Annotated in this window: 11 protein-coding genes; 6 read left to right on the top strand and 5 right to left on the bottom strand. The window is 58.8% G+C overall.

The window, feature by feature from the left end; translation table 11 throughout:
• Positions 1 to 19: 19 nt before the first annotated feature.
• Positions 20 to 1,642, bottom strand: coding sequence for a bifunctional aminoglycoside phosphotransferase/ATP-binding protein (locus JNB85_RS07995; protein ID WP_223216452.1), 1,623 nt, complete (start codon positions 1,640 to 1,642; stop codon positions 20 to 22).
• Positions 1,643 to 1,742: 100 nt separating this feature from the next.
• On the opposite strand from JNB85_RS07995, the gene JNB85_RS07990 reads away from it, so the two are divergent.
• Positions 1,743 to 2,582: a 3'(2'),5'-bisphosphate nucleotidase CysQ family protein gene (locus JNB85_RS07990; RefSeq protein ID WP_220333813.1), complete on the top strand. Its 840-nt coding sequence runs from the start codon at positions 1,743 to 1,745 to the stop codon at positions 2,580 to 2,582.
• A gap of 35 nt (positions 2,583 to 2,617) precedes the next feature.
• Here the strand turns inward: JNB85_RS07990 and JNB85_RS31220 are convergent, their stop codons facing one another.
• Positions 2,618 to 2,764, bottom strand: coding sequence for a hypothetical protein (locus JNB85_RS31220; protein WP_420852262.1), 147 nt, complete (start codon positions 2,762 to 2,764; stop codon positions 2,618 to 2,620).
• A 105-nt stretch (positions 2,765 to 2,869) separates the two neighbouring features.
• On the opposite strand from JNB85_RS31220, the gene JNB85_RS07980 reads away from it, so the two are divergent.
• From JNB85_RS07980 to JNB85_RS07965, 4 genes are all read left to right on the top strand, one after another.
• Positions 2,870 to 3,121 (top strand): hypothetical protein, encoded by a 252-nt coding sequence (locus tag JNB85_RS07980; protein WP_420852261.1) that lies wholly within the window; start codon positions 2,870 to 2,872, stop codon positions 3,119 to 3,121.
• 258 nt (positions 3,122 to 3,379) lie between these two features.
• A complete protein-coding gene (locus JNB85_RS07975) occupies positions 3,380 to 3,904 on the top strand; it encodes a universal stress protein (protein WP_220333812.1) in 525 nt (174 codons plus the stop codon).
• A 139-nt stretch (positions 3,905 to 4,043) separates the two neighbouring features.
• Entirely contained in the window at positions 4,044 to 6,728 is a 2,685-nt protein-coding gene (locus tag JNB85_RS07970; protein WP_220333811.1) for a cation-translocating P-type ATPase, read from the top strand.
• Positions 6,729 to 6,931: 203 nt separating this feature from the next.
• Entirely contained in the window at positions 6,932 to 7,765 is an 834-nt protein-coding gene (locus JNB85_RS07965; protein ID WP_220333810.1) for a universal stress protein, read from the top strand.
• Between the two features lie 381 nt (positions 7,766 to 8,146).
• On the opposite strand, the gene JNB85_RS07960 is transcribed toward JNB85_RS07965, so the two are convergent.
• The 3 genes from JNB85_RS07960 to JNB85_RS07950 all read right to left on the bottom strand — a co-directional run bounded on the left by JNB85_RS07960 (position 8,147) and on the right by JNB85_RS07950 (position 11,440).
• Positions 8,147 to 10,048 carry a hybrid sensor histidine kinase/response regulator gene (locus tag JNB85_RS07960; RefSeq protein WP_220333809.1) on the bottom strand — a complete coding sequence of 634 codons (1,902 nt, stop codon included), beginning with the start codon at positions 10,046 to 10,048 and terminating at the stop codon, positions 8,147 to 8,149.
• A gap of 33 nt (positions 10,049 to 10,081) precedes the next feature.
• Entirely contained in the window at positions 10,082 to 10,834 is a 753-nt protein-coding gene (locus tag JNB85_RS07955) for a cyclic nucleotide-binding domain-containing protein (RefSeq protein ID WP_220333808.1), read from the bottom strand.
• A gap of 174 nt (positions 10,835 to 11,008) precedes the next feature.
• Positions 11,009 to 11,440 (bottom strand): hypothetical protein, encoded by a 432-nt coding sequence (locus JNB85_RS07950; RefSeq protein ID WP_220333807.1) that lies wholly within the window; start codon positions 11,438 to 11,440, stop codon positions 11,009 to 11,011.
• Positions 11,441 to 12,051: 611 nt separating this feature from the next.
• Between JNB85_RS07950 and JNB85_RS07945 the strand changes: the two genes are divergently transcribed.
• The gene (locus tag JNB85_RS07945) at positions 12,052 to 12,534 is read left to right on the top strand and encodes a CBS domain-containing protein (protein ID WP_220333806.1); all 483 of its coding nucleotides are present in this window, start codon (positions 12,052 to 12,054) and stop codon (positions 12,532 to 12,534) included.
• Positions 12,535 to 12,777: the final 243 nt, after the last annotated feature.

The following is a 12,777-nucleotide window of genomic DNA, read 5'->3' as shown; positions in this document are numbered from 1 at the left end:
GGACCCTCGTTGCAGCCGGTCAAAGAACAGTATTCGGATGGCTTGGAGAAACCACGCGGGCTTCGGCATTTGCGGGGACGGGCTCAGGGCCATTCTTCCCGATGAGATGGATGATCTCGTCGGCGATCCTTTCCGCAGGCTGGGTGGCATCGAGACGCGGCCATGCAACGGCACCTGTATCATGCGCAAGCTGATGCGCCAGGATATCGACCGTCGCGTCGGAGGGGCCGCCGCTCCGTGCCGCAACGCGCCGCAGCAGCAATGGCGGATCAGCTTCGAGCCAGAAGGCTGAGAAGGGATGGTGACATTCTTCTGCCGCGTCCTCGATCATCCGTCGGTTGGCCGGCTTGTCGAAGACCGCATCAGCGACCGCGGATCCGCCTTCCGCAAGGATGAGGCGGGCTCGCCAGGCCATCTCCTCATAGACCTTTGCGGAAATCTCAGGCCGATATGCAGCCTGCGGCAGCCTGGTCTCGGCTGGAACGTCGTGCATCGCCTTGCGAATGCGGTCGCTCTCGATGATGCGCGCGCCCGGTGCGGGGCCGATACGCGGCGCCAGCGTTTCTGCAAGCGTCGTCTTTCCCGATCCGCTGAGGCCGCCGATAGCCACGAGCCGTCCTGCCGCCGGCTGCAGCAAGGAGCGGGCAAGCTCAAAATAGGAGCGCGCCTCGCCGGCCAGCATCGCCGCCCGCTCGCCCGCGTCTTCCGCCTGGGTGGCGGTGACATGCGCCCGCACGGCAGCGCGCACGGCGATGAAGAAAGGCAGCGCGGCAAATCCGTCTTCCTCATCCGTCTCGTCGAGATAACGGTTCATCACCAGATTTGCGAATTCGGGATGCCCGCGGTACCAGAGGTCCATCAACAGGAAGGCGAGGTCGTAAAGGATATCGGTCGTTGCGATCTGATCATTGAACTCGATGCAATCGAATAGGCACGGTTCACCATCGAGCAGGAAGATATTGCGAAGATGCAGGTCGCCATGACAACGCCGAACCTTGCCCGCCTGTTCCCGCTGGTCCAGCAGGCCGGCAAGCTGCGCCAGACGCTGGTCGAAGGCCGATGTCAGTTCGCCAACCTCGTCGGGTGAAAAAACATGACTGGTCGCAAAGCCAGCCTCGTTGACCTTCAGGACGGCAGCCATATTGGCCGCGCCCGAGCCATCATGGATGACCGGGGCGAGACGGTGGAACCGGACGATCGCCTTCGCCAGCGAGGTCACCATCGATGGCGTCAGTCCGCCTGACGTGGCGATGCGGTCGAGCAACAGCGACTGTTCGAAACGCCGCATCTCCACGAGAGCGTCGACCAGTTGCCCCTGGCCATCGAGCGCAAGACTGCCGTCCCCTTCCCGCGTTATCGTCCTGACGCCGAGATAGATGCCGGGCGCGGTCGGCGTATTCAATTCGACTTCCTTGCGGCATGCCGCAAGCCGTATCTCCGGGGAGGAGAAATCGGCATAGGGCAGCTTTACGGCGCGCTTCATCTTGTAGGCCCGCTCTCCCACCAGGAAGATCCGCGATATATGTGTTTCGATCGTTTCGGCTACATTCCGAGACAACGCGTCCTTTAGAAAGGAAATGGTTGCCGACTGGTCTTCGGTGATCATCTGCAGACCTTTCAATTGCCGTGGCCTTGCCAGCATTGCGATCCTGCCATGACAACGCATTGACCCGCGTCAATGATCGGATCGTCGTCTCAGAATAGGAAAGGATCGACATCCTACAGTTGGCGGGGAGATGATGATGGACCTGTCTTCAAGAAGGCAGCTTGTCGAGACACTGATTCCGATCATTAGGCAGGCCGGCAAGGCCGCGCTAAAACTGCAGAAGGATGACCTTGCCGCCAGAACCAAGGAAGACGGCTCGCCCGTCACCGCCGCCGATCTCGCCAGCCACCGGATCCTTCGCGCGGCATGCCTGGCATCATTCCCGGCAATCCCCGTCATCAGCGAGGAAGATACTCCTACTGCCGGGGCCGATACGAATGCCGCAATCCTCCTGATCGATCCGCTCGACGGCACCAAGGAGCTCATTAAAGGCAGCGACGAATTTGCCGTCAACATTGCTCTGGTCGAAGACGGGCGCGTCGGCGCCGGTCTGATCTATGCGCCCGCTCGTGACCGGCTCTTCTTCTCCTGGGGTGCCGGGCTTGCCTTCGAACAGACAGCCGCCGGCCTTCGACGCAAGCTCCCGTACCACCTCGCGCCGAGGGCGCAGCCGATCGCCCTCGTCAGCCGTTCTCATTGCGATCCGCGGACTGAAGCGCTTCTGGCGGCTCTAAAGCCCTGTGACGTCCAGGAAATGGGATCGTCGCTGAAATTTGCTTTCGTGGCTGCCGCCGAGGCTGATTTTTATCTGCGGCTCGGTCCGACCATGATTTGGGATTGCGCTGCGGGCCAGGCGATCATCGAAGCTGCGGGCGGTACAGTTCTCCGGGCCGACGGATCATCGCTCGCTTACCGCTTCAATCGCACACGGAAAGTGGACGGTTTCATTGCCGCGCGCACACCTGAGCTTGCTGCGCACGTGGTCACCGCCATGAAGGCGCTTCAGACCGGAAACGGCGTCGCCGAATCCGGATAGCGACGCCACTCAAGGCTTCAGGACAGCCGCGCCGCTCAGACGACCGTCACGCGGATCGTCGAGTGCCGCATTGGCTTTGGCAAGTGGATAGGTTTTTCGTCTAGGTCCAGGCCAGTTGCCTGATAGGCGACGGAGAAAAACTCCTCAGCGTCCTTCCTCGTCAGATTGGCAACCGAAACCACGGCTCGCTCTCCTCATATCAGGGTGTCAGTCCTTGCCGGCAGGTCGCTCGTGCGGATGCCTCCGCAGACGCCCGTGCCTCCCATCCGCACCATGTCAGCGAGGGGATGATCGAGTATGTTGCTGGCCGCGATCCGAGTGATGTCCAGGCCGATCGCGTGCAATCGCTTTTCGTCACCAACATGACGATCTACAAATTCAAGTTTTCGATGAATTTCCTTTTAAACCTGATGACGCAGCTGGGTTATGCTGGCATTTTCGCGCTCGGTGGCCACTACGTCGTCACCGGAACGACCGAAATCGGCACGATCGTTGCGTCCGTGTCAGGCTTACCAAAGATAACCGACCCTGGGGGGTGATCGACCGGTACCGGGACCTCACGGTTACTCAGGTCAAATACGCGATGATCCGTGATGCAAACGCCGATCAGGAGGTATGAAAGGATCAGAATGATGCCAGCGCGAAACAACGGACCGCGACGTAGCTTTTGAAGCTCGTCATAAACGGCGCTCGCAGGACGCTGCTTTGATGAAGCTCAAAGACTACCGCTCCAAAAGATGGAAGATGCTCGCAGGGACTGTCGCAATCGATCGCAGTGGCGTTGAGGGAGACCTGACATGTTCAAGAACATTCTCATAGCGACTGACGGCTCTGAACATTCGAAAAAAGCCGTTGAGTTAGGGGCGTCTCTTGCGGCGGGAAGCGGCGGTCAGGTCGTTCTTGTGCATGTTCTCCTCGTCGGAGAGGTCGATACTGATGTGCAGCGGATGATCGACGCCGAGTTTCCGGGAGCAGAACCAGCTTTGGGCTCGGCCGATGACATCATGAGCACGAGGCTGGCAGCGCCGCGTTTTGATATTTCTCTTCATCGGGCGACCTCCTACCGAATTTTTCGCATCTTGGGCGACCAAATCATCGAGCAGGCAATTAAGACCGTCAAAGCGGAAGGCGTTGATCAGGTTTCAACGCTACTGTTGGAAGGAAACCCTGCCGAGCAAATTCTCAACTCGATCACCGACGTGCAGCCAGACGTCGTCATCTGTGGCGCTCGCGGCCTTTCCAAGTTCTCGGCGCTGCTCCTCGGAAGCGTATCCAACAAGATCGCGCAGCTTTGCCCTGTGACCTGCGTCACGGTTCGCTGATGGCGATCACGGCCACTTACGAAGCCGTCTCCACACAATTTGCAACGGATCGAGGTCGATCGAAAGAAAAGTCCAACATTCGATTTCAATCCGGGGCATCTCGATGCCGCGATAGCGTCGGGTGCATCAGGAGGCCCCCATGGTGAACGTTCATTTCGTCAATGGACCACTAAGGTTGCCCGAAACCCCTCATGCATTGCCGCCAGAGGCGCTGACCGCCATGCTTGGCGTGTCGGAAGAGGTGGGACTGTCTCGTGAAGACGCTGAGAAAAGACTTAGGGCCGTTGGTTCGAATGCCATTGAAGCGCGACCCGCCGCAACGTGGTTCGCACTCCTTTTGCACCAGTTCATGACTCCTGTGGTTTATCTGCTGACCGGCGCAGCCGGATTAGCTTTTTATTTCAACAAGCTGGAAGAAGGCGCCGCCATCGCTGCCGTCCTTGCCGTCAATGCTGTCATCGGGTTTTATACCGAGCTCAAAGCCGTACGTTCAATCGAGGCGTTGCGTGCGCTGGGAGCCCATACCGCCCGCGTACTTCGTAACCGAGTTGTCATCCGTGTGCCGGCGGAGAATCTGGTCCCAGGTGATGTCGTGGTCATCGAAGCGGGCGAAGCGGTCTGCGCTGACCTCCGGCTGATTGAAGCTTCCAGGCTGGCTGTGAATGAGTCGACCTTGACAGGCGAATCCGTGCCTGTGGAAAAGGATGTCCAGTCCGTCTCGCAAGGCGCGCGCCTTTCGGAGCGCCGGTCGATGCTGTTCAAGGGAACAACTGTCACGCGAGGAAGCGGCCGAGGCGTCGTGACAGCGACGGGGCTCGCCACCGAACTCGGCAAGGTATCGCGGCTGATCATAGAGGTTGACGCCGGCAACTCACCAATGGAGCGAAAGCTATCTCGTCTTTCGACACAGCTTGTCGCAGCCACGCTGATTGTCGCCTCCGTAATCGCAGCTCTTGGCCTCATCTCTGGCCAGGATGAACTCCTGGTCATCGAGGCCGCAATCGCTCTTGCGGTCGCCGCTATTCCAGAAGGACTTCCGATTGTCGCAACGCTCGCTCTGGCGAGAGGAATGTGGCGTATGGCCGAGCAGAACGCTCTAATCGAGCGCCTTTCGGCTGTGGAGACGCTCGGCGCCACGACCGTCATCCTGACGGACAAGACCGGAACACTGACGGAAAACCGCATGACCGTCCAGCAGCTTTTGACCTCTTCTGGAGACGTCGTGGTCAACGCGAATCCGCCGGACAACACACTTCTTTCGCGGGCCGGCGCCGATCAGGAACTCTCATTGTTGTTGACGGTGGCTGTGCTGTGCAATGACGCAGATCTTGAGAATGCCGCCGCCGAGGGTACAGGCGATCCAATGGAAATCGCACTTTTGCGCGCCGGCCTGACGGCGAATATGAGCCGGTCCGACCTCCTGTTGAAATACCCGCTTCTGCGCAAACACGCCTTCAATCCCTCTACGAAGATGATGGGAACGATCCATTCCAGTCGAGATGGCATTCTCATCGCAGTCAAAGGAGCGCCGGAGTCGATTATCAATTCTGCAGCCGGGTTGTTACACGAAGGAAGCGAAATCCGGTTTGACGACGAAACGCGCTCGAAATGGAACAATAACGTCGGACGTCTCGCCGACCACGGCCTGCGCGTGCTCGCCTGTGCTGTCGGACACCAGCCTCAAGAGCCCGACGATCCGTTTCATCAACTGTTCCTGGTCGGCCTAATCGGCCTTCAGGATCCTGCTCGTGCAGACGTACCGGAAGCGATCCGAGACTGCCAGAATGCAGGAATACGGGTGGTGATGGTGACCGGCGATCATGTTGAAACGGCCAGAAGCATCGGTCGCGCCGTGGGCCTCGACACATCCGAAGGCAATGTGGTTGAGGGGCGAGAGCTCTACGAGATGCTAAAGACAGGTGCGCCTGCTCTACGCGATGTCGGCATCTTTGCTCGGGTCGATCCCTCTGAAAAGCTCACTCTCGTGCGAGCCTATCAAAATGCCGGCGATATCGTGGCGATGACGGGGGACGGTGTCAATGACGCTCCAGCCTTGCGGCAGGCGGATATCGGCGTTTCGATGGGACTGCGCGGCACCGACGTCGCCCGCGAAGCGGCTGCAATGATCCTCCTTGACGACAAATTTTCGACTATCGTCAAGGCAATCCGCGAAGGCCGCATTATCTTTGCCAATATCCGCCGGCTTGTCGGCTATCTACTATCGTGCAATCTCAGTGAACTGATGGTGATCGGTCTGGCGGTTGCCGGATCTCTGCCACTGCCTTTGCTGCCGCTGCAGATTCTCTATCTGAACCTCGTAACCGACGTGTTTCCGGCCTTCGCGCTCGCGATGGGCGAAGGAGAGCACCGAGTGCTCAACAGACCGCCCCGCGATCCGAAGGAGGCTATTCTTGGCCGCGCCCAATGGCTCGCAGTCATCCTCCACGCGATGGCGATGAGCGCCGCCACCTTTGCAGCTCTCGGTATGGGAAGGTGGCTGGGCCTCGATCAACGCGCAAGCGTGACCGTGACATTCCTAACCCTTGCCTTTGCTCAACTATGGCATGTCTTCAACTTGCGCAGTCACGGAACGAGCATTTTTGTCAATGAGGTGACCGGGAACCGATGGCTCTGGTCCGCCATTGGTCTTTGCGCCCTGTTGTTGGCTCTCCCCCCTTATGTGGGTCCGGCAGCTCACCTTCTGCAACTCGTCCCGCCAACTCTTCAGATGTGGCTTGTCGTCCTGTTCTCAAGCACCGCGCCGCTGATCGTGACACAGATCGTAATGCTCACATTATCGGGAACGAGACCCAATCGATTCTGAGCTGGCGGCCGTATTTCCAGGTCGAGCTCATGCTGAATGGCATTGTGAGCTTGGCGCTGTTGATGGGCAACTGCGCATGTCCAGCGCTCCGTATAGCTCCCATGGTCACACCTAACCGGCATTCGCGCATGCGCTAGATCAATGCGATCTGCAACGAAGACAGATAAATATTATGCCGCGAAAGATGGAGAGGTGCAGAAGACATGACGCCACAGTATTTTCTTCCACTGGCGACGTATCCCGATCCGAGTTCGGGATTGATCATTTCGAATGCCATCGCGTTCGCCGAATTCTGCGGCGCAAATCTTCACGTCTGTGCGCAAAGAATTGAGATTCCTGATATCCCCGACGCCTGGTCGGCGCTGCTTCTCGATACGCCAAAGATGATCGAGCAAGCCGAAAGCTTGAGCCGTGACCGTGCTGCAACGCTGATCGCCGCGGCGGAAAATCTGAGCGCAGGCACGGAAATTAAGGTGTTTACTCAAACGTTGAAGACTGCTTTGCCTTCGCTGCACGAAACAGCGGCCACGCAAGCACGGTTCTTCGATCTCGCTGCCCTCGAATGTATCGCCGCTATTCCGGACACCCGCATCGTCGCTGAAGCCGTCATATTCGGCTCAGGCCGACCGGCCGTCATTTTTCCCAATAGGACTGTCGCCGGCAAGATCGATCATCTGGTGATTGCATGGGACGGGAGCCGCGCAGCCGCTCGCGCCGTCAGCGATGCGAACCAGCTCATCCGGATTGCCCGAACCGTATCGGTGCTGTCAGTCGCTGGCGAAAAATCTCTGACAGCCGACAGCGGAACGCACCTTGCTGAAATCCTGAGGTCGAGCGGCGTCAATGCCAAGGCAACGGTCGTCCAAGGTAGCGGGTCATCCATCGGCCAGAGCATCCAGAAGGCTGCGCTGGAACTGGGCGGCGATTTTTTGGTCATGGGAGCATTCGGGCATTCTCGATTGCGAGACTTTGTCTTGGGCGGAGCAACCAGTGGGGTGTTGGACGAACCGGCCTTGCCAGTCCTCATGTCCCATTGAGGAACGGGAGGATAGGTCTCTCTATCCAGTCAGCGCGATCGGCGCCCGGATCACCAGGGGCAGTCGCAAGAAATCGAACCGGGCAGCCGACCAGGATTAGATTCCGAGAAGCGCAACGCAAAAGGCGCCCCATGTCGCGGAACGTCACCCCACGTCTTTTCGGCGCGCGGCGATGCAAGGATACCGCAGTGGCAGCGGTCACAGGCTTCCTCACCTGCCTGACAGTCTATCCACTGCGGCAGCTGCAGGGGGCTTGACGGCAAGGTTGTTTGTGCACCGGCGACAGCCTCCATCAAAACGGAAAGCTGATGACGAGAAGCCTTAGCGCGCTTGACCTCGGCGAATTGGCGTTCGGTCCCGCTGCCGCGCTCCCCTATGAGATCAATCAAGCAGCTCGCGCAGACGGATCGCGAGTTCGCGGGCCGTGTAGGGCTTTTTCAGCAAGCTTGTGGAGAGGGAAAGCTCACGGCCAGCGATCGTCGGCTCGGCATAACCAGATGTGAAAAGGATCTTGATGCCCGGCTTCAGCGTCCGCACGGTATCTGCCAATTCGTCGCCGGTCATGCCGCCGGGCATGATGATATCGGTGAACAGCAGCGCGACATCGGGATATTCCTCTAGCCGGTCCAGTGCCTGGTGACCGTTTGCCGCTTCGATGACTTGGTAACCGGCACTGATGAGGCGTGAAACGGCAACGCGGCGCACGCGCGCGTCGTCCTCGACGACAAGGATCCTCTCAACACCGCGTGGAATGTTGGGCTCGGACCGTTCAGGCCGCGACTTCTCATCCACGCCATCTCCTGCCACCCTGGAAACTGCCGGAACAAAGACGCGCACAGTCGTTCCCTGGCCCACCTCACTATAAAGCTGGGCATGGCCGCCGGATTGCTTGGCGAATCCATAGACCATGGAAAGGCCAAGCCCCGTGCCGGAACCAAGGCCCTTGGTCGTGAAGAAGGGTTCGAAGGCCCGCTGCTTGACCTCCGCCGTCATGCCGCTGCCGGTGTCCGTCACCGAGATCAGCACGTAGTCGCCAGTGCGCACCTGCGGATACATCTGCGCATAATCGGCGTCGAGCTTGACGCGCGAGATCTCGATCGAGAGCTTGCCGCCGCGCGGCATGGCATATCGAGCGTTGAGTACAAGATTCAAAAGAGCGTTCTGTAACTGCGATCCATCAACCAGCGCGCTATTGGACGAGCCAATCACGGTGGTGCGGAATTCGATCGCCTCGCCGAGCGTACGACGCAGCAGGTCGGAAAAACTGGAAATAAGCTGCCCGACGTCGACGAGTTTCGGGTTGAGCGGCTGGCGCCGGCCGAAGGCGAGCAGCTGGCCCGTAAGTTTTGCTCCGTCCTCCGCCGCCTCCTGCGCCTCGCGCAGCAGCGGCCGCAGCCTTTCGTCGGTCAGTTTGCCCTCGATCATCTCAAGATTGCCACTGATGACGGTAAGCAGATTGTTGAAGTCATGCGCAAGCCCTCCAGTCAGTTGGCCGATCGCTTCCATCTTCTGCGATTGGCGCAACTCCTCCTCGGTCTTGTGGCGACTCGTCAGGTCGCGGATGAAGCCGGTGAAGATGCGCTTGCCATTGGTAACCGCCTCGCCGACGGAAAGCTCCATCGGAAATACAGAACCATCCTTACGCTGCCCGGTCACCAGTCTACCATAGCCGATAATCCGGGGCTCGCCGGTCGTGAAGTATCGGGAAAGGTAGCCGTCATGGGCGTCGCGATCCGGCTGCGGCATCAGGATCTTGACGTTGCGCCCGCAGACTTCCGCGGAGGAATAACCGAAAAGCCGCTCTGCCGCAGCGCTGAAGGAGGAGATCCTGCCGGCATCGTCAAGGACAATCATCGCTTCGGGAATGGTAGCCAGGATGGAACGCAGATGTGCTTCCCTCTCAGCCAGATCATCCTGCATTCTCTTCATGCCGGTTACATCGTTATTGGTCTGGATAATCATCGCTCTTTTGCCGAGCGTTGGATTGAAAAGGGACCAGCGCGTTGCAATGGAAAGTGTTTGCCCGTTGCTGTCTCGGTGAATCACCTCCCCTTCCCACGCCCCCTGCCTTCGAACGGTTTCGCGGATTTCTTCCAAGGGTGCCGGAAACTGCGTGGCGAGAAGTTCGTGGACGACCTTTCCGACAGCCTCCTTTCGTGGCCAGCCATAGAGAGCCTCGCAGCCACCGGTCCAACGGTTGATTATCCCGTCGAAACCGTGAATGATAACGTTCGCTGCGTCGAACATCAGAGCAATCTGGTCGAGCTGTGTCTCAGTCGTCATCTCCTCACTATTCTCCCTTCATCGCAGACGCTCTCAGTGGCGCGGCCGCCTTTCACATCCAGCCAGCTTCCACCCGTCCCGCGCCAACTCGTCGTCACCTCCCGACAGTTGCACAAGCGCAGACCGCTTCACGACACGAAGTGAATGACGTCCTACAGGCGCAAGCACACCCTTACTCGTCAGCTTCGTGATCGAACGGGAAACCGTCTCGATGGTGAGGCCGAGATAGTCGGCGATGTCCAGCCGGGTCATTGGCAGTTCGATCACGAAATCGACCTCTCCGTCCGAAGCCGCCCGGAGAAGCTCTCGTAGAAGAAAAGTGCAGATCCGCTCTTCGGCGCTCTTGCAGGACAGCAGGACCATCTGGTCCTGGGCAGCGGCCATTTCGTCGCAAAGGCGGGCGAAGACCTCCGGCCGCAACTGCGGCGAACCGGCGACTTCATTATCGAATGCCTTGCGTGAGAAACGTCGCACTTTCGTGTTGGTAATGGCTTCGGCACTGTAGAGATAGCGGTCTTTCAGCGAGACACCGACGATGTCGCCGGCGTGCAGAAATCCTGTGATGACGCGGCGGCCATCCGAGATGATCTTGAAGATGCGGAGAGTTCCTTCGACGACTTCGAACAGGTGCTTGGCAGCGTCGCCTTCGAAAAAGAGGGACTGGCCGGCGACCAGACGTTCGACAGGTTGTTTTCTAAAAAGCTCCTGAATGGAGTTCGGCTCCGAGCCAAGAAGAACCGCATCGTTGATCTGCTTGTCGTAATGAAGATTGGCGCTCTGCAGCATGTTCGTCCCTCCGTGCCGTGAATGAGGCCAGTAGAAAGGCTCAAGGTGACGTGCTGATGCCGCGTGTGTAAAAGACGGTGCGTATTTGTAACAACGTGTAACAAATGGTCATGCGACGACTACATTACCGCGACTGGCTTCCTAGCAGCCGACAATGAGGGCAGCCGAAGGAGATCAAAGCTGATAAATGACGCCATGGTCCCATCGGTGACGGAATTTCTGGTCGTCAAGCAGGCGCCAAATCGCGGGTTGAAGCGTCCAAAATCGCAGATACTTGCTCTTTGCATCGATCGCCTGTCTTTCGATAGACGTAAAGAGGGCGGCTGCGATCTCATCTTCGTGGACCGGGCTTATGACGATGAAGATCGCTACGTCGAATAACGGTCCGGCGATAGGGTGCTCTTCGAGGCGGACATGGCAAAGGCCGCGAGAGTAACCTCTGGTGTCGGTCGCGACGATAAAATTGTGTCGCTCGGAGCCGCCGCTTACACGGCGCCAGGAATCAAGTGTCAGATCCGGCATTGCGGCCTGCGCTATGACGTAAGTACGGTCAATCTGGTCTTCCTGCAGAGGGCCGATGACAAAGCCGCAATTGTTAAGCGTCATCTGAGGTCTCCGTTACATTGCACAACACCGTGGCGCTTTGCCGGCGACGGACGTGACGATCCGTATTCGATGGTTAGAAAAACGCCGCCACGTGCCGAAGAACAGCGCCAGCACCGGCTGCGGCACCTCCAACGGTTGGAGGTCACAACCTCCCTTTTTCATACGGTTTTATGGGCATGAGCGAACCACATGCCGAAACGTCTGCCCGGTCCGTCCCTCGGCCCATCCGAGCCCGTTAGAGGCCGCCAATCTCATCAAGATCGACGTGCTCCGGAGGCTCTTTCATTGCACCTGCGAGACTTTGCCAACAGGAGTACAAAAACGGTAGACCGACGGTGAGCTTCCTGCGTTGACCCGCATCAAAGTCGGCGCCAATCCACGGGTTGCGAGGAAAATCAGGCTGCTGAAAATAGTGTTGCGTTACCGCAAGCCGCCGCGGTGGGTGCATTTTTCGGCGCATTCCGGCAGGATTGTGTCTGAGTGCATCACCTTCGGGGCGAGACGGTCGCGAAGGACGGTAACCGCGCGATGCCACCGCACATTGAGCTATGTCAAGGCGACCGCCAAGCCGGTCCGGTATCGTACACGCTCTTCTAGCTGGAGCCGTACACATGACGATCCCCGCCAAGTCAGTAATGACAACGGATTTAGTTACGGTGTCGCCTGAGACCACCGTGGCCGAGGCCGCCCGGCGCATGCTGACCCATCACGTCACCGCCGTACCTGTGGTGGACCCCGATAGCCGGCCGCTTGGATTGGTCAGCGAAGGCGACGTGATGCGCCACTTCGGCGCGCAGTTTCAAAGCAAGCGAGCGCAATGGCTACGCCTGCTGGCGGAAGGCGAGAGACTTGCGCCGGAGTTCCTTGCCGAAATCCGGCTCAACCAGCAGCACGTCCGCGAGATTATGCACACGACCATCTTCTCCGCTGATCAGGAAGCCTCTCTTGCAGAGTTGGCTGATCTGATGCTGGAACACGGGATCAAGCGCGTCCTCATCCTGCGTGACGGCGTGTTGGTTGGCATCGTCAGCCGCGCCGATGTCGTTCGGGCCGTGGTCGAAAAACTGGACGACTTACTTGAGCCGACGGACTAGCGCCGGAAGCTGGTCGGACGAACCACAGCCGGTCGGCGACCAACAGCAACGGCACGACAAAAATCAGCGGATCGTAGGGGTGGCACGCCCGTCGAACCCTCGGGCCGAGCGTTACCGATCCTCGGTCTCGAAGAGCTCAGGTTCTCGATTTTAAAGTCCGGACCGACGATCAACCGATCATCGGGTGGATCTGAAGGCATCTCTGCCCTCCGGATTCGAGGAGAGTTTGAACCAGTAGGATCC

The organism is Rhizobium mesosinicum (assembly GCF_019511345.1).
Classification (GTDB): Bacteria; Pseudomonadota; Alphaproteobacteria; order Rhizobiales; family Rhizobiaceae; genus Rhizobium; species Rhizobium mesosinicum.
Note: the sequence above shows the minus strand (reverse complement) of the source record. Positions and strands in the feature narration are given on the sequence as shown.

Excerpts from the sequence above, each read along its gene's own strand:
- JNB85_RS07975 (WP_220333812.1), top strand. The coding sequence starts at position 3,380 with ATGTTCAAGAACATTCTCATAGCGACTGACGGCTCTGAACATTCGAAA.
- JNB85_RS07945 (WP_220333806.1), top strand. The coding sequence starts at position 12,052 with ATGACGATCCCCGCCAAGTCAGTAATGACAACGGATTTAGTTACGGTG.
- JNB85_RS07990 (WP_220333813.1), top strand. The coding sequence starts at position 1,743 with ATGGACCTGTCTTCAAGAAGGCAGCTTGTCGAGACACTGATTCCGATC.
- JNB85_RS07970 (WP_220333811.1), top strand. The coding sequence starts at position 4,044 with ATGGTGAACGTTCATTTCGTCAATGGACCACTAAGGTTGCCCGAAACC.
- JNB85_RS07950 (WP_220333807.1), bottom strand. The coding sequence starts at position 11,440 with ATGACGCTTAACAATTGCGGCTTTGTCATCGGCCCTCTGCAGGAAGAC.
- JNB85_RS07980 (WP_420852261.1), top strand. The coding sequence starts at position 2,870 with ATGATCGAGTATGTTGCTGGCCGCGATCCGAGTGATGTCCAGGCCGAT.
- JNB85_RS07955 (WP_220333808.1), bottom strand. The coding sequence starts at position 10,834 with ATGCTGCAGAGCGCCAATCTTCATTACGACAAGCAGATCAACGATGCG.
- JNB85_RS07965 (WP_220333810.1), top strand. The coding sequence starts at position 6,932 with ATGACGCCACAGTATTTTCTTCCACTGGCGACGTATCCCGATCCGAGT.
- JNB85_RS07995 (WP_223216452.1), bottom strand. The coding sequence starts at position 1,642 with ATGCTGGCAAGGCCACGGCAATTGAAAGGTCTGCAGATGATCACCGAA.
- JNB85_RS07960 (WP_220333809.1), bottom strand. The coding sequence starts at position 10,048 with ATGACGACTGAGACACAGCTCGACCAGATTGCTCTGATGTTCGACGCA.